The sequence below is a fragment of the Variovorax sp. P1_H2 genome, from assembly GCF_056405295.1.
Genome location: NZ_JBFUCJ010000099.1, coordinates 1 through 15,333, shown reverse-complemented (window position 1 = coordinate 15,333; position 15,333 = coordinate 1). Strand labels below are relative to the sequence as shown.

At 67.9% G+C, this 15,333-nt stretch carries 15 protein-coding genes; 6 read left to right on the top strand and 9 right to left on the bottom strand.

Features of this window, described 5'->3' with window-relative positions:
• Positions 1-9: 9 nt before the first annotated feature.
• On the bottom strand, positions 10-1,248 hold the full coding sequence (locus tag AC1D2E_RS26620) for a TIGR03862 family flavoprotein (RefSeq protein ID WP_478200179.1): 1,239 nt from the start codon (positions 1,246-1,248) through the stop codon (positions 10-12).
• Positions 1,249-1,378: 130 nt separating this feature from the next.
• On the opposite strand from AC1D2E_RS26620, the gene trxA reads away from it, so the two are divergent.
• The gene (gene trxA, locus AC1D2E_RS26615) at positions 1,379-1,711 is read left to right on the top strand and encodes a thioredoxin TrxA (RefSeq protein WP_028253873.1); all 333 of its coding nucleotides are present in this window, start codon (positions 1,379-1,381) and stop codon (positions 1,709-1,711) included.
• Positions 1,712-1,895: 184 nt separating this feature from the next.
• The gene (gene rho, locus AC1D2E_RS26610) at positions 1,896-3,161 is read left to right on the top strand and encodes a transcription termination factor Rho (protein WP_158722484.1); all 1,266 of its coding nucleotides are present in this window, start codon (positions 1,896-1,898) and stop codon (positions 3,159-3,161) included.
• Positions 3,162-3,281: 120 nt separating this feature from the next.
• Here rho and AC1D2E_RS26605 read toward each other — a convergent pair whose 3' ends face one another.
• On the bottom strand, positions 3,282-4,343 hold the full coding sequence (locus AC1D2E_RS26605) for an oxidoreductase (RefSeq protein ID WP_478200178.1): 1,062 nt from the start codon (positions 4,341-4,343) through the stop codon (positions 3,282-3,284).
• 120 nt (positions 4,344-4,463) lie between these two features.
• On the opposite strand from AC1D2E_RS26605, the gene AC1D2E_RS26600 reads away from it, so the two are divergent.
• From AC1D2E_RS26600 to AC1D2E_RS26590, 3 genes are all read left to right on the top strand, one after another.
• Positions 4,464-4,733 (top strand): type B 50S ribosomal protein L31, encoded by a 270-nt coding sequence (locus tag AC1D2E_RS26600; RefSeq protein WP_478171472.1) that lies wholly within the window; start codon positions 4,464-4,466, stop codon positions 4,731-4,733.
• 84 nt (positions 4,734-4,817) lie between these two features.
• Positions 4,818-6,557 carry a hypothetical protein gene (locus AC1D2E_RS26595; RefSeq protein WP_478200177.1) on the top strand — a complete coding sequence of 580 codons (1,740 nt, stop codon included), beginning with the start codon at positions 4,818-4,820 and terminating at the stop codon, positions 6,555-6,557.
• Positions 6,558-6,594: 37 nt separating this feature from the next.
• Positions 6,595-7,968: an MATE family efflux transporter gene (locus AC1D2E_RS26590; RefSeq protein ID WP_478200176.1), complete on the top strand. Its 1,374-nt coding sequence runs from the start codon at positions 6,595-6,597 to the stop codon at positions 7,966-7,968.
• A 21-nt stretch (positions 7,969-7,989) separates the two neighbouring features.
• On the opposite strand, the gene phoR is transcribed toward AC1D2E_RS26590, so the two are convergent.
• The 7 genes from phoR to pstS all read right to left on the bottom strand — a co-directional run bounded on the left by phoR (position 7,990) and on the right by pstS (position 14,663).
• Positions 7,990-9,324, bottom strand: coding sequence for a phosphate regulon sensor histidine kinase PhoR (phoR, locus tag AC1D2E_RS26585; protein ID WP_478200175.1), 1,335 nt, complete (start codon positions 9,322-9,324; stop codon positions 7,990-7,992).
• 56 nt (positions 9,325-9,380) lie between these two features.
• The gene (gene phoB / locus AC1D2E_RS26580; protein WP_478200174.1) at positions 9,381-10,073 is read right to left on the bottom strand and encodes a phosphate regulon transcriptional regulator PhoB; all 693 of its coding nucleotides are present in this window, start codon (positions 10,071-10,073) and stop codon (positions 9,381-9,383) included.
• 18 nt (positions 10,074-10,091) lie between these two features.
• Positions 10,092-10,793, bottom strand: coding sequence for a phosphate signaling complex protein PhoU (phoU, locus tag AC1D2E_RS26575; RefSeq protein ID WP_286528690.1), 702 nt, complete (start codon positions 10,791-10,793; stop codon positions 10,092-10,094).
• 10 nt (positions 10,794-10,803) lie between these two features.
• Positions 10,804-11,583 carry a phosphate ABC transporter ATP-binding protein PstB gene (gene pstB, locus AC1D2E_RS26570; protein WP_478200173.1) on the bottom strand — a complete coding sequence of 260 codons (780 nt, stop codon included), beginning with the start codon at positions 11,581-11,583 and terminating at the stop codon, positions 10,804-10,806.
• A gap of 8 nt (positions 11,584-11,591) precedes the next feature.
• A complete protein-coding gene (pstA, locus tag AC1D2E_RS26565; RefSeq protein ID WP_478200172.1) occupies positions 11,592-12,479 on the bottom strand; it encodes a phosphate ABC transporter permease PstA in 888 nt (295 codons plus the stop codon).
• Positions 12,476-13,546, bottom strand: coding sequence for a phosphate ABC transporter permease subunit PstC (pstC, locus tag AC1D2E_RS26560; RefSeq protein ID WP_478200171.1), 1,071 nt, complete (start codon positions 13,544-13,546; stop codon positions 12,476-12,478). Before pstC ends, pstA begins: the two co-directional genes overlap by 4 nt.
• Positions 13,547-13,622: 76 nt before the next feature.
• Complete coding sequence (gene pstS, locus AC1D2E_RS26555; protein ID WP_478200170.1) at positions 13,623-14,663, bottom strand: phosphate ABC transporter substrate-binding protein PstS; 1,041 nt, start codon at positions 14,661-14,663, stop codon at positions 13,623-13,625.
• A 211-nt stretch (positions 14,664-14,874) separates the two neighbouring features.
• Here pstS and AC1D2E_RS26550 point away from each other — a divergent pair.
• The coding region (locus AC1D2E_RS26550; RefSeq protein WP_478200169.1) for a Ppx/GppA phosphatase family protein at positions 14,875-15,333 on the top strand (459 nt) is incomplete at its 3' end.

Genomic DNA, 15,333 nt, shown 5'->3' with positions numbered 1-15,333 from the left:
GCCGGCGCCCTACTTCAGACGCTCCAGCACGCCGCGCGCCGCGGCCGCGGCGCTCGCCATCGAGGCGGTCAACAGATAGCCCCCGGTCGGAGCCTCCCAATCGAGCATCTCGCCGGCGAAGAAGACGTCCGGCAGCGCCACGGCCATCAGCCGGTCGTCGAGCGCGTCGAAGCGCACGCCGCCGCCGGTGCTGATGGCCTCGTCGATCGGCCGCGCCGCCGAGAGGCGCAGCGGCACCGCCTTGATGGTCTCGGCCAGCTTCTCGGCGGAGTGCATCTCCTCGCGTGTCAGCACCTCGTGCAACACGCCGGCCTTGATGCCCTCGAGGCCGAGGCGGCTCTTCAGATGACTCGCCAGCGAACGTGCGCCGCGCGGATGCATCACCGCGGCGCGCACTTGCTCGGCGCTGCGATCGGGCAGCAGGTCGAGCATCAGGATGGCGCAGCCGCGCGCCGCGATCTCGTCGCGCAGCAAGGCCGAGGCCGCGTAGATCAGGCTGCCTTCGACGCCGGTCGCGGTTGCCACGAACTCGCCCTTGCGCGCGAAGCGGCGACCGTGCCCGTCGCTGAATGCGATCGCCACCGACTTGAAGGGCATGCCTGCGAAGCGCTCCGCAAAATGCGGTGTCCAGCCGATGTCGAAGCCGCAGTTGGCCTGCACCAGCGGCGCGACCGCCACGCCGCGACCGGACACCCATGGCACCCAGGCCCCATCGGAGCCCAGCCGCGACCAGCTGGCGCCGCCGAGCGCCAGCACGACGGCGTCGTGCGCCTGCGCGACCTCGCCGTCGGGCGTGGCGAAGCGCAGCGTGGTGGCCGGCGTCGCCGCGTCCGGCCAACCCAGCCAGCGATGGCGCATGTGAAAGCGCACGCCGGCCTGCCGCAGCCGATGCAGCCAGGCCCGCAGCAGCGGCGCGGCTTTCATGTCCTTCGGAAACACACGGCCCGAGGTGCCCACAAAGGTCTCGATGCCCAGCCCGTGCGCCCAGGCCCGCAGTTGATCGGGACCGAAGGCCTTCAGCAACGGCGCGAGCGCCGCATTGCGCTCGCCGAAGCGAGTGGCGAAGAGCTCGAAGGGTTCGGAATGCGTGAGGTTGAGACCGCCGCGCCCGGCAAGCAGAAACTTGCGCCCGACCGAGGGCATGGCGTCGTAGAGATGCACCTCGACGCCTTCGGCGGCCAGCACTTCGGCCGCCATCAATCCGGCAGGACCGCCACCGACCACCGCCACTTTTCTTGTCTGATTCATGCGTCGAGTGTCACCGCTTTGGCTATCGACGCCATAGCTTCCGCGCCGACCACGTCGCTACTTGGTTTCTGTCACAATGACCTGCACTTTGGCAGCACCCAAAACTCTCCGCGCAGAAGGACACAACTCCATGGCCAGCGACCTCATCAAACACATCTCCGACTCCTCCTTCGAAGCCGACGTGCTCAAGTCCGGCAAGCCCGTTCTGGTCGACTACTGGGCCGAATGGTGCGGCCCCTGCAAGATGATCGCGCCGATCCTCGACGAGGTGTCCAACACCTACGAGGGCAAGCTCCAGATCGCCAAGATGAACGTCGACGAGAACCGCGACATCCCGGCCAAGTTCGGCATCCGCGGCATCCCGACCCTGATGCTGTTCAAGGACGGCCAGCTTGCCGCCACCAAGGTCGGCGCGATGAGCAAGGCGCAACTCACGGCCTTCATCGATCAGCAACTCGCCTGAAGCCTTCTCCGGCTGCCCGCGCGCAATGCGCCGGCAGCCGCCGATTTTCCTGTCATAATCTCCCGCAGATCACCGGCCCTCCCAGGGACCCGGTTCGAGTTCCCCGGTTTGTGAGGCATCTCTCGCCTCTCACCAAACCTCCCCCTCCTGGTTCCAGACCGATTTCCCCTCACGGGGTCATTCCATGCACTTAAACGAACTCAAGGCACTCCACGTGTCCGAAGTCCTCAAGCAGGCCGAAGCCCTTGAGATCGAAAACGTCGGCCGCATGCGCAAGCAGGAGCTGATGTTCGCGATCATCAAGAAGCGCGCCAAGGCCGGCGAGCAGGTCTTCGCCGACGGCGTGCTCGAGATCCTGCCGGACGGCTTCGGCTTCCTGCGCAGCCCCGACACCAGCTTCACCGCCAGCACCGACGACATCTACATCTCGCCGAGCCAGGTGCGCCGCTTCAACCTGCACACCGGCGACATGATCGAAGGCGAGGTGCGCACGCCCAAGGACGGGGAGCGCTACTTCGCACTGACCAAGCTCGACAAGGTCAACGACGGGCTGCCCGAGAACAACAAGCACAAGGTGATGTTCGAGAACCTGACGCCGCTGTTCCCGAAGGAGCAGATGAAGCTCGAGCGCGACGGCTTCAAGGGCGAAGAGAACATCACCGGCCGGATCATCGACATCATCGCGCCGATCGGCAAGGGCCAGCGTGCCCTGCTCGTGGCCCCGCCCAAGAGCGGCAAGACGGTGATGATGCAGCACATCGCGCACGCGATCAGCGCCAACTACCCCGAAGTGCACATGATGGTGCTGCTGGTGGACGAGCGGCCCGAAGAAGTGACTGAGATGCAGCGCACCGTGAAGGGCGAGGTGATTGCCTCGACCTTCGACGAGCCCGCCGCGCGCCACGTGCACGTCGCCGAGATGGTGATCGAACGCGCCAAGCGCCTGGTCGAGCTCAAGAAGGATGTCGTGATCCTGCTCGACTCGATCACCCGCCTGGCCCGCGCCTACAACAACGTCGTGCCCTCCTCGGGCAAGGTGCTGACCGGCGGCGTCGACTCCAATGCGCTGCAGCGTCCCAAGCGTTTCCTCGGCGCCGCGCGCAACGTGGAAGAAGGCGGCTCGCTGACCATCATCGGCACCGCGCTGATCGACACCGGCAGCCGCATGGACGAAGTGATCTTCGAGGAGTTCAAGGGCACCGGCAACTCCGAAATCCACCTCGACCGCCGGCTCTACGAGAAGCGCGTGTTCCCCTCGATCCAGCTCAACCGCAGCGGCACCCGCCGCGAAGAACTGCTGCTGGCACCCGAGATCCTCCAGAAGACCCGCATCCTTCGCCAGCTCATGTACAACATGGACGAGATCGAGTCGATGGAGCTCATGCTCAAGAACATGAAGGCGACCAAGACCAATGTCGAGTTCTTCGACATGATGCGTCGCGGAGGTTGAGCCCCCACGCTCGGTCACTTCGTGTACTCGCTGCCCCCCGAGGGGGCGCGGTCCGCCTTGGGGCGGCCCGGCGGCGGACCAAGTACCACGAAGAATCGCCTTCAGCGCGCCGACACCCCGTCAGCGCGCCGCCAGGGCCCGGCCTTCCGCCGCGCTCTGGCGACCCAGGTCGAGCAGTTCCATCAGCTCGACCGCCTGCTCCGGCGTCACCGGATTCGGGCCCCTCTCCAAGATCGCATCGCGCACTGCCGCGTAGTAGCTCACGTAGTCGCCTGCCCGCGTGGGCAGCTTCTGCGTCTGCGCGCGGCCATCGAGGCCGACCAGCGTGAGTTCGCCATCGACCGGATCGGCGCCCCACTGCGCATCGCCGGGCCTGCCGCCGGCGCGCAGCGCGTCTTCCTGTGGATCGACGCCACGCTTGAGATAGCTGCCTCGCGTGCCGTGGACGATGAAGCGCGGCGCCGGAAAGGCCGCCAGCGTGGTCGCATGCAGCACCACCCGCAAGGGCGCATGCTCGCCGCTCTGGTAGCGCAGCACGGCATGGAAATAGTCCTCGACCAGCGCGCGCTCGCGCAGCGCCGCGGTGTCCAGCTGCAGCGTGTCGGGGCGGCCGAAGAGCTGCAGCGCCTGGTCGACCAGGTGCGCGCCGAGGTCGCCCCACAGCCCCGCGCCGGGCACCGGTTGCTCGCGCCAGCGCTCGCGCACCTGCGGCCGGAAGCGGTCGAAATGCGACTCGAAGTACACCGGGCGTCCGAGCTGGCGGCCCGCCAGCAGGCTGCGCAGGCTCAGGAAGTCCGAGTCGAAGCGCCGGTTCTGGTAGACCGACAGCAGCCGACCCTGGCGTTTCGCCAGCGCGGTCAGATCACGGGCCTGGGCCGCGTCGAGCGTGAAGGGCTTGTCGACCACCACGTGCTTGCCGGCCTCCAGCGCCGCCCGGGCCAGCGGATGGTGCTGCGCGTTCGGCGCGGCCACCACCACCAGGTCAATGTCGGCGCGGCGCAACAGCGCCTCGACGTCCGGGACCACGGGAACACCGGGCCAGTCGGCGTGGACCTTGTTCGGCTGTGAACTCGCCACGGCGCCCAGGACGAGCCCCGGAACCGCCGACAGCACCGGTGCGTGGAAGGTCTGGCCGGCGAATCCGTAGCCGACCAGGCCGGCTTTCAGGGTGGGAATGGGCATGGTGATCGGGCCTCTGGCGCTGAAACGGCCCAGTATGCGATAATTGAKGGCTTAGCGAAAAGTGCTGCGTGGACGTTGTGTCCCGCTGTGGCTCTCGCATCGACCCACAAGGAAATGATCATGGCTAAAGCAGGCATTCACCCCAACTACCGCGAAGTTCTGTTCGTCGACCTGTCGAACGGCTTCAAGTTCGTGACCCGTTCGTGCGCGAACACCAAGGAAATGGGCAAGACCGACGACGGTCGCGAACTGCCTCTCTTCAAGCTCGATACCTCGAGCGAGTCGCACCCCTTCTACACCGGCACGCAAAAGTCGGTCGACAACATGGGTGGCCGCGTCGAGAAGTTCCGCAACCGCTTCGGCAAGACCACCGGCGCCGCCTCCAAGTAAGGCGGGCGCTTCCGCGTCGAGGGCAGCCCGGTTTACCGCGCTGCCCTTTTTTTGCTTTCGCTCCCTCCCACGCAACCCCGCCCCTTGAACCAGCCGACGCCAGCGATCGTTGCCCAGAGCGCCGTGCGCCGCCTGCCGCGGATCGCGTTGCTGCTGCTCTGCGCCGCCTACCTGATGCCGGGGCTGGTGGGGCGCGGGCCCTGGAAGAGTGCCGACATCGCAGCCTTCGGCTTCATGGCCGAGCTGGCACAAGCTGGCGGCGGCATCGCCCGCTGGCTGGATCCGATGTTGCTCAGCCTGAGGCCCGAGACAGCTGCGCTGCTGCCCTACTGGATCGGCGCCTGGGCGATCAAGATCGCGCCGGCCTGGATGAACCCCGACCTCGCGGTGCGCATCGCCTTCGCGCTGCTGCTGTGGGGCACCTTCAGCGCCACCTGGTACGCCGCCTACTACCTGGCGCGCACCCCGCGCGCACAGCCGGTGGCTTTTGCCTTCGGCGGCGAGGCGCGGCCGACCGACTATGCCCGAGCCATCGCCGATGGCGCCGTGCTGGCGCTGATCGCCTCGCTGGGCCTGGCGCAGCTGGGCCATGAAACCACCCCGGCACTGGCCCAGCTGTTCTTCGCCTCGCAGCTGTTCTACGGCGTCGCGGCGCTGCCCTATCACCGCGTCGGCGCCTTCATCGCGCTGCTGGTCGGCAGCGTCGGCCTGACGCTGTCGGGCGGTCCGACCGTCGGCCTCGGACTGGGCCTTGGCTGCGTCGGGCTTCTGGCAGCAGAGCGCTGGGGCAACCGCGCCGAAGAAGCCTCCGAATCCGAACCGACCTACAGCTTCGGGGCCATTGCCGCCGTGCTCGGCGCGACCCTGCTGGTCGCTGCGCTCGCCGCCGGACTCGGCCTCTTCCAGTGGAAGATCGACCTTCCCGGCAGCGACCCCAACACGCGCCTGATCGCCGACGTGCGCAGCCAGGCCAAGCTGCTGCTGTGGTTCACCTGGCCGACCTGGCCGCTGGCTGTCTGGACCCTCTGGCGCTGGCGCCGCCAACTGCTGGCGCGCCACGTGGCGCTGCCGCTGTGGTTCGCGCTGATGCCGCTGCTGGCCACCTGGACCACGGACTTCTCCGAGCGCTCCCTGCTGCTCGGCCTGCCGGCCTTCGCGACGCTGGCCGCCTTCGCGCTGCCGACCTTGCGGCGCAGCGTGGCGGCCTTGATCGACTGGTTCACGCTGCTGTTCTTCACCGGTTTCGCCATCATCATCTGGGTCATGTGGGTCGCGATGCAAACCGGCGTGCCGGCCAAGCCGGCGGCCAACGTCGCCAAGCTCGCGCYCGGCTTCGTTCCTCATTTCTCCGCCACGGCCTTCGTCTTCGCGCTGACCGCGACCCTGGCCTGGGCCTGGCTGGTGCGCTGGCGCACCGGGCGCCATCGCGCCGCGCTCTGGAAAACGCTGGTGCTGCCGGCCGGCGGCGCCGCGCTGTGCTGGATGCTGCTGATGACGCTGTGGCTGCCGCTGCTCGACTACGCGCGCAGCTATGGGCCCCAGGTGAGTGCAATCGCCGACAAGATCGGCCAGCCCGAGTGCGTCTCCGAGCTCGCCCTCAGCCGGCCCCACGTCGCGGCGCTGCGCCACCACGGCAATTTCAAGCTGCGTTCGCTCGGGACCGAGCCGGCCTGCCCCTGGCTGCTGGTGAGCCCCGACGCGATCGCGCGCCTGCACAACATCGTGAACCTCGAGGGCTGGCGCCTGATCGGCACGCTGCGTCGCCCCACCAGCCCGAGCGACGACCTGCTGCTCTACCAACGCATCGCGCCCAACGGTGGCTAGCCGTGGGAGCGGCCCGGCGGTGGCTAGCGAGCGGCGGGTGATCGCACGCCACGCCGCGACGGTGCTGGTCGGCCAGCTCGCGGTGATGGCCTTCGGCGTCACCGACACGATCGTGGCCGGCCGCTATGCCGAAGGCGCGCTGGCGGCCTTGTCGGTCGGCTCGGCGATCTTCATCAGCGTCTACGTCTCGCTGATGGGCGGACTGCAGGCCCTGCTGCCGGTGTGGGCCGAACTCCATGGCGCCCGGCGCACCTCCGAGGTCGGCCGCTCGGTGCGGCAGTCGCTCTACCTCTGCGCTGGGGCCATCGCGCTCGGCATGGCGCTGCTGTTGTTCCCGGCGCCGCTGCTGCGCTGGACCGAGGTGCCGCCGGCGATGCGCGACGCCGTCGAAGCCTACCTGCAGGTGCTGGCCTTCGCGCTGGCGCCGGCGCTGCTGTTCCGCCTCTTCAGCACCCTCAACCAGAGCCTGGGCAAGCCGCAGCTCGTGACCTGGCTGCAATTGGCGTCGCTGGGCCTGAAGCTGCCGCTGTCGATCTGGTTCACCTTCGGCGGCGCCGGGCTGCCGGCGATGGGGCTGGTCGGCTGCGGCTGGGCCACGCTGGCGGTCAACTACACGATGCTCGGAGCCGCCGTCTGGCTGCTGCGCGGCGACCCGTTCTACACCGGCTACCGCTTCTGGCAACGGATCGAGCCGCCCGACTGGCCGCAGCTGCGCCAGTTTGCGCGGCTCGGCGTGCCCGCCGGCCTGTCGGTGCTGGTGGAAGTGACCTCGTTCACCTTGATGGCGCTGTTCATCGCGCGCCTGGGGACTGCGGCCTCGGCCGCGCACCAGATCGCCGCCAACCTCACGGCCGTCGCCTACATGACACCGCTGTCGCTGTCGATCGCGACCAGCGCGCGCGTCAGCTTCTGGCTCGGCGCCGATCAGGCCGCGCTGGCGCGGCGTGCCTGCCGGCGGGGCTTCGAGCTGACCGTGTGCTTCGCCCTGCTGATCGCGGGCGGCATGGCGGTGCTGCGCTGGCAGCTCGCCGGCATCTATACGGGCAACCCGGCGGTGCAGGCGCTCGGCGCGACGCTGCTGCTGGCGACCGCGCTCTATCACTTCGCAGACGCCCTGCAGACGCTGAGCGTCTTCGTGCTGCGCTGCTACCGCGTCACCGTGGCGCCGCTGGCGCTCTACTGCGCCCTGCTGTGGGGCGTGGGGCTCGGTGGCGGCTACCTGCTGGCCTATCGCGGCATCGGGACCTGGACGGCGATGCAATCGCCGCTGGCCTTCTGGCTCATGGGCGCGCTGGCATTGGCTTTCACCGCCGCCCTGTTCATCGCCTTGCTGCTGTCCACGCTCAGACCGGCGCCGGGCCGCCCCAAGGCGGTTTGTGCCCCCTCGGGGGGCAGCGAGCACACGAAGTGACGAGCGTGGGGGCCTCGGGCCTCAGGCGACGACGCTGAGCGGCGAGGCCTGCCGCAGCCGCGACACGGGGAACACGAGCGCAAAACGCGAGCCCTTGCCGGGCGTGCTCTCGATGCGCAGCTCGGTGCCGTGGCGCTGCGCGATGTGCTTGACGATCGCCAGGCCGAGGCCGGTGCCGCCGGTCTCGCGCGAGCGGCTGCGGTCGATGCGGTAGAAGCGCTCGGTCAGGCGCGGCAGGTGCTCGGCGGCGATGCCCGGGCCGCTGTCGCGCACAGCGTACTCGCCCCGTCCGTCGGGCAACAGGCGCCAGCTGACGGCGACTTCGCCCCCGCCGGGCGTGTAGCGGATGGCATTGCTCACGAGATTCGACATCGCGCTTTGCAGCTCGGTCGGCGCGCCGGCGATCTCCGAGTCGGACTCCAGCGTGAACGACAGCCGGTGGCCCTGCGAGCTCAGGCGGCTCGACAGCCCCCTGCCCTCGTCCTCGCACTGCGCCATCAGGGCCCGCATGCGGGTCCAGCGGTTGGCCGGCGGGGCCGCGCTGCCCTCCAGCCGCGAGAGCGTCAGGAGGTCGTTGACCAGGGTCTCCATCCGATGCGACTGCTGCGCCATGAGGCCGAGATAACGGGCACGCTCCTCGGCGTCGAGCGGCAGGTTCTGCAGCGTTTCGACGAAGCCGGCCAGCACGGTGAGCGGCGTGCGGATCTCGTGCGAGACGTTGGCGACGAAGTCACGCCGCATCGCCTCGGCCTGCTCGAGGGAGGTGATGTCGCGCGTCAGCAGCATGCGCCGGTTGCCGGCATAGGGATGCACCTGCACCGACAGCCGCGCCGGATGGCTGCGCTGCGCCGGCCCCTGGGCATCGATCACGACGTCGCGGCTGTAGTTCCAGGAGGCCAGGTAGGCGACGAAGGCCGGGTCGCGCACCAGGTTCGCCATGTGCTGCAGCAGGTCGCGTTCGGCGTCGATGCCGAACTGCCCGGCGGCGGTCTGGTTGCACCATTCGATGCGGCCGTGCTCGTCGAGCAGCACGACGCCGTTGGGCGACGCCTGGATGGCGGCGAGGAATTCCTGCAGCCGGTCCTCGGCCTGGCGGGTCTGTTGCTCGCGCTCGCGCAGCAGCTTGCGGATGCGCTCGGACAGTTCGCCCCAGACGCCCGGGCCGCGCGAGGGCAGCCCTGCGGCATCGCTGCGCAGCACATTGAGCAGCCGCTGGGCTCGCCAGGCATCGAGCAGCAGCCACAAGAGCGCGCCGAGCCAGGCGCCGAGCCAGGCGTAGTGCCAACTCAGCAATGCCGTGGCAAGGCCACCGCCAAGGGCGGAAGCCGTGAGGAAAGTGGCGATACGGAGCGGCATGCCGGACGATTATCCCGCCCGGTCGACGCCGGCCGGGCCAGTGGCGCGGTGGACTCTCAGACGGTCGCCTGGGCGGTGAGCCGGTATCCGGCGCCGCGCACGGTCTCGACCATCGGCGCAGCGGCGCCAAGCGACTCGCGCAAGCGCTTGACGTGCACGTCGACCGTGCGCTCCTCGATGTAGACGTGGTCGCCCCAGACCTTGTCGAGCAGCTGGGCGCGGCTGTGGACGCGCTCTGCGTGCTGCATCAGGAAGCCCAGCAGCTTGAATTCGGTCGGCCCCACCTTCAGCGGCGCGCCTTGCCAGGTGACGCGGTGGGTCGCGGTGTCGAGCACCAGTTCGCCGATCTCGACCCGTTCGGCGGCGGCTTCCGGCGCCCGGCGGCGCAGTACGGCACGGATCCGCGCCAGCATCTCCTGCGTCGAAAAGGGCTTGGTGATGTAGTCGTCGGCGCCGGCGTCGAGCCCGGCCACCTTGTCGGGCTCGTCGCCGCGCGCGGTCAGCATCAGGATCGGGATCGCCTTGGTGCGCGAGTCCTTGCGCCAGTGGCGCGCCAGTTGCAGGCCGCTCTGGCCCGGCAGCATCCAGTCGAGCAGCACCAGGTCGGGCAGGAAGGCGTCGATCTCGCGCTGCGCCGCCGCGCCGTCCTCGGCCCAGATCGGCTCGAAGCCGTTGTGGCGCAGGTTGACGGCGATCAGCTCGGCGATCGAGGACTCGTCCTCGACGATCAGGATCCTTGGTTTCTTCATGAATTCAGTGCTGGCCGGTCACTGCAATGCCGACTCGATGGCTTCCATCGAAGTGTGCCGCACATCGGCACCCTTGACGATGTAGATGATGAACTCGGCGATGTTCTTGGCGTGGTCGCCGATGCGCTCGATCGCCTTGGCCAGAAACAGCAGGTCGAGGCTGGCGGAGATCTTGCGCGGGTCTTCCATCATGTAGGTAACCAGCTTGCGCACGAAGCCGTCGAACTCCTTGTCGATCAGGTCGTCGTCCTTGAGGATCGACAGCGCGGCCGCGGTGTCCAGCCGCGCGAAGGCGTCGAGCGCCTTGCGCAGCAGGCCCGAGGCCAGGTCGGCGGCGATCCGCAGCTCGGTCGAGGGCAGCGCACGGGCCGATCCGCTTTCGATGATCGACTTGACCATGCGCGCGATCTTGTTGGCCTCGTCGCCCACGCGCTCCAGGTTGGCGGTGGTCTTGGAAATCGCGATCAGGAGGCGCAGGTCGCGCGCAGTCGGCTGGCGGCGGGCGATGATCGACGACAGCTCGCGGTCGATCTCGATCTCCATCGCGTTGACGCGGTGCTCGGTCTCGGCGACCCGCTCGGCCGCTTCGGCGTCGAACTCCTGCAGCGCATAGACCGCCTGGTGGATCTGGGCCTCGACCATGCCGCCGAGTTCCATCACCCGCGAAGACACGGTGTTGAGTTCACTGTCGAACTGGCTGGAAAGATGCTTTTCGGTCATGTCTGTCCCCTTAGCCGAAACGGCCGGTGATGTAGTCCTCGGTCTCCTTGCGCGTCGGCTTGAAGAACAGGTCTTCGGTGGCGCCGAACTCGATCAGGTCGCCCAGGTACATGTAGGCGGTGTAGTCGCTGCAGCGCGCCGCCTGCTGCATGTTGTGCGTCACGATGACCACGGTGTACTCGCTTTTGAGCTCGGCAATCAACTCCTCGATTTTCGCCGTCGAGATCGGGTCGAGTGCCGAGCAGGGTTCATCGAGCAGCAGCACTTCGGGCTTGATCGCGATGCCGCGGGCGATGCACAGGCGCTGCTGCTGGCCGCCCGAGAGCCCGGAACCGCTTTGCTGCAGCTTGTCGCGCACCTCGGTCCAGAGCGCCGCCTTCTTGAGCGCCCATTCGATCCGGTCGTCCATCTCCGAGGCGCTGAGGTTCTCGAACAGCTTCACGCCGAAGGCGATGTTGTCATAGATCGACATCGGGAACGGGGTCGGCTTCTGGAACACCATGCCGACCTTGGCGCGGATCAGGGCCACGTCCTGCTTGGAGGTCAGCAGGTTCTCGCCGTCGAGCGCGATGGTGCCCTCGGCGCGCTGCTCGGGATAGAGCTCGAACATGCGGTTGAAGGTGCGCAGCAGGGTCGACTTGCCGCAGCCCGACGGACCGATGAAGGCCGTCACCTTGTTCTCGGGAATCTCCAGGTTGATGCCCTTGAGCGCGTGAAACTTGCCGTAGTAGAAGTTCAGGTCCTTGACCGAGATCTTCGAACGCGTCGGCTGTGCGATGGTGGTAGGCATGATGTGTTTCAGAGCTTGTTGCGCGTGAGGACCCGCGCGAGGATGTTGAGTGCCAGCACCGCGACCGTGATCAGGAACACGCCGGCCCAGGCCAGCTGTTGCCAGTTCTCGTACGGGCTCATCGCGAACTTGAAGATGGTCACCGGCAGGCTGGCCATCGGCTGCGTGACGTCGGAGGTCCAGAACTGGTTGCTGAGCGCGGTGAACAGCAGCGGCGCGGTCTCGCCGGCGATGCGGGCCACGGCCAGCAGGATGCCCGTGACCACCCCGGCGCGTGCGGCGCGCAGCGTGATGCTGAGGATCACCTTCCACTTCGGCGCGCCCAGCGCGTAGGCCGCTTCGCGCAGGCCCGGCGGCACCAGCTGCAGCATGTTCTCGGTGGTGCGGATCACCACCGGGATCACGATCAGCGCCAGCGCCAGGGCGCCGGCCAGGCCCGAGAAGGACTTGAAGTAGGCCACCACGACGGCATAGACGAACAGCCCGATCACGATCGAGGGCGCCGACAACAGGATGTCGTTGACGAAGCGCACGAGGGTCGAGAGCCAGCCCTTGGGATTGTATTCCGCCAGGTAGATGCCGGCCATGATGCCGATCGGCGTGCCGACGAAGGTGGCCATCAGCACCATCACGAGCGAGCCGAAGATCGCGTTGGCGATGCCGCCGGCCTCGTTCGGCGGCGGCGTCATCTCGGTCAGGGTGCTCAGCGCCAGGCCGCCGACGCCCAGTCGCAGCGTCTCCCAGAGGATCCACACCAGCCAGAAGACGCCGAAGGCCATGGCCGCCAGCGACAGGGTCAGTGCGATGAAGTTGACCCGCTTGCGGCCGGCGAAGCGGGCCGCGCGCGTCTCGTCCAGCGTCTTGGCGTTCAGGAGGCGTTCCGCGGTGGTGGTCATGACTTGGTGCCCTCGCTCTTCTTCATGCGCTGCAGCAGCAGCTTGGACAGCGACAGCACCACGAAGGTGATGAAGAACAGTACCAGGCCGAGGTACATCAGCGAGGCCTGGTGCAGGCCGGCGCCGGCTTCGGCGAACTCGTTCGCCAGTACCGAGGTGATGCTGTTGGCCGGTTCGAAGACCGACAGCGAATTGAGCTGGTTGGTGTTGCCGATCACGAAAGTGACCGCCATGGTCTCGCCCAGCGCCCGGCCGAGGCCGAGCATGATGCCGCCGATGACGCCGGCCTTGGTATAGGGCAGCACCACCTTCGACACCACTTCCCAGGTGGTGGAGCCGAGGCCGTAGGCCGACTCCTTGAGCAGCGGYGGCGTGACCTCGAAGACGTCGCGCATCACCGAGGCGATGAACGGGATGATCATGATCGCCAGGATGATGCCGGCCGACAGGATGCCGATGCCCACCGGCGGGCCCGCCACCAGCGCGCCCAGGTACGGGACGCCCTCGAACAGCTTCTGCAGCGGCTGCTGCACGTAGGTCGAGAGGATCGGGCCGAACACCAGCAAACCCCACATGCCGTAGACGATCGACGGCACCGCCGCCAGCAGTTCGATCGCAGTGCCGAGCGGACGCTTGAGCCACGCCGGCGACATCTCGGTCAGGAACAACGCGATGCCGAAGCTCACCGGCACCGCAATCAGCAGCGCGATCAGCGAGGTGGCCAGCGTGCCGTAGATCATCACCAGACCGCCGTACTGGTCCTGCACCGGGTCCCAGACGCTGCTGGTGAGGAAGCCGAGTCCGAACTTGGAAATGGCGGGCCAGGCACCGTACAGCAGCGACAGCAGGATGCCGATCAGCATCGCGAGCGTCAGCAGCGCGGCACCCTTGGCGGCCCAGCCGAACAGGCGGTCGGTGGTGGGGCCGCTGCGCGGCCGCTTGGCCGGCGGCGGGCCGGCCTTGGAACGGGCACGCTCGGCCTGGAGGTCGAGCGGCGTGGCGCCGGCGGGGAATGTGGATGACACGTGTCGCTCCGGATTCGGCGCGCGGTCAAGCGGTGTGCTCATAGGGATCCCTTAGCGCTACGCGCTGCGGTATTCGCCTTGGGAGCGGCCTGGCTGCTCATGCGCGCGCCGAGGGGTGTTACTTGATCGCGACGGGCTTGCCCGAGGCGTCCTTGATCTCGCCCCAGGCGGTGGCGATCGCGCCCTTGACCTTGTCGGGCATCGGCACGTAGTCGAGCTCGCCGGCGGTCTTGTCGCCGTTCTTGTAGGCCCAGTCGAAGAACTTGAGCGTGGTCGTGGCCTGGGCCGGCTTGTCCTGCGCCTTGTGCATCAGGATGAAGGTGGCGCCGGTGATCGGCCACGCATCCTTGCCCGGCTGGTTGGTCAGCACCTGGTAGAAGCTCTTCGACCAGTCGGCGCCCGCGGCCGCGGCCTTGAAGGCGTCGTCGTCCGGCGAGACGAAATTGCCGGCCTGGTTCTGCATCTGGGCGTAGATCATCTTGTTCTGCTTGACGTACGCGTATTCCACATAGCCGATCGAGTTCGGCAGCCGGTTCACGAAGGCCGCGACGCCCTCGTTGCCCTTGCCGCCCGCGCCGGTGGGCCAGTTGACCGCGGTGCCGTCGCCGACCTTGGCCTTCCAGTCCGGGTTGACCTTGCTCAGGTAGTTGGTGAACAGGAAAGTGGTGCCCGAACCGTCGGCGCGGCGCACCGGCGCGATGGCGGCATCCGGCAGTGCCAGCGAGCCGTTCAGCGCCTTGATCGCCGGATCGTTCCACTTGGTGATCTTGCCGAGGTAGATGTCGGCGATGACGGGGCCGCTGAGCTTGAGCTCGCCGGGCTTGATGCCCTGGATGTTGACCACCGGGATCACGCCGCCGATGACGGTCGGAAACTGGATCAGGCCCTTGCTCTTGAGTTCGTCGTCGGACAGCGGCATGTCGGAGGCGCCGAAGTCGACCGTCTTGGCATCGATCTGCTTGATGCCGGCGCCCGAACCGACCGACTGGTAGTTGATCTTGGCGCCGGTGGCCTTGTTGAAATCGGCGGCCCACTTCGAGTACAGCGGCGCCGGAAAGCTGGCGCCGGCGCCGGTGGCGGTTTCCTGGGCCAGCGCCGGAGCCTGGGCGAAGGCCGCGGCGATCAGGCCGGCGGCAGCGAATTTGAACGTCGTTTTCATGTGCTTCCTTTGAACTGCAACAAGGACCCCTCGGGGGGCTTGGCAGCGACTCTAGAAAGCTTGTGTGACAAGGTCGTGACACCCTCGTACAGAGGGAAAACCGTCCGTTGCGACAGCTGCCGGCATGTCGCTGTCACATATTCGTCACACGGTCCACCTAGCCTTGCCACCCTGCCCGGCTACGATCGGGCCCCGACACCCCCAACCCTTTATGAAAAACGGAACCCGCCTCGCCGCGGTCGATCTCGGCTCGAACAGCTACCGGCTCGAGATCGGCCAGGTCGACCATGGCCAGATCCATCGCACCGAATACCTCAAGGAAACCGTCCGCCAGGGCAACGGTCTCGACAGCGCCCGCAACCTGACGCCGGAGGCGATGCAGCGCGGCTGGGACGCCCTGGCCCGCTTCGGCGAGCGGCTGGCCGGCTTCGACCGCTCCCAGGTCCGAGCGGTGGCCACCCAGACCCTGCGCGAAGCACGCAACCGTGACGAGTTCCTGCTGCGCGCGCGCACCGTGCTGGGCTTCGGCATCGACGTCATCACGGGCCGCGAGGAGGCCCGGCTGATCTACCAGGGCGTGGCCCACACCCTGCCGCATACCGATGCGTCGAACCGCGAGCGGCGGCTGGTGGTGGACATCGGCGGCCGCTCGACCGAGATGATCATCGGC

What these genes read in the sequence shown, in the direction of transcription:
- AC1D2E_RS26620 (WP_478200179.1), bottom strand. Translation starts at nt 1,248, where the DNA reads ATGAATCAGACAAGAAAAGTGGCGGTGGTCGGTGGCGGTCCTGCCGGA.
- pstS (WP_478200170.1), bottom strand. Translation starts at nt 14,663, where the DNA reads ATGAAAACGACGTTCAAATTCGCTGCCGCCGGCCTGATCGCCGCGGCC.
- pstA (WP_478200172.1), bottom strand. Translation starts at nt 12,479, where the DNA reads ATGACCACCACCGCGGAACGCCTCCTGAACGCCAAGACGCTGGACGAG.
- phoU (WP_286528690.1), bottom strand. Translation starts at nt 10,793, where the DNA reads ATGACCGAAAAGCATCTTTCCAGCCAGTTCGACAGTGAACTCAACACC.
- AC1D2E_RS26600 (WP_478171472.1), top strand. Translation starts at nt 4,464, where the DNA reads ATGGCTAAAGCAGGCATTCACCCCAACTACCGCGAAGTTCTGTTCGTC.
- AC1D2E_RS26605 (WP_478200178.1), bottom strand. Translation starts at nt 4,343, where the DNA reads ATGCCCATTCCCACCCTGAAAGCCGGCCTGGTCGGCTACGGATTCGCC.
- rho (WP_158722484.1), top strand. Translation starts at nt 1,896, where the DNA reads ATGCACTTAAACGAACTCAAGGCACTCCACGTGTCCGAAGTCCTCAAG.
- pstB (WP_478200173.1), bottom strand. Translation starts at nt 11,583, where the DNA reads ATGCCTACCACCATCGCACAGCCGACGCGTTCGAAGATCTCGGTCAAG.
- phoB (WP_478200174.1), bottom strand. Translation starts at nt 10,073, where the DNA reads ATGAAGAAACCAAGGATCCTGATCGTCGAGGACGAGTCCTCGATCGCC.
- trxA (WP_028253873.1), top strand. Translation starts at nt 1,379, where the DNA reads ATGGCCAGCGACCTCATCAAACACATCTCCGACTCCTCCTTCGAAGCC.
- phoR (WP_478200175.1), bottom strand. Translation starts at nt 9,324, where the DNA reads ATGCCGCTCCGTATCGCCACTTTCCTCACGGCTTCCGCCCTTGGCGGT.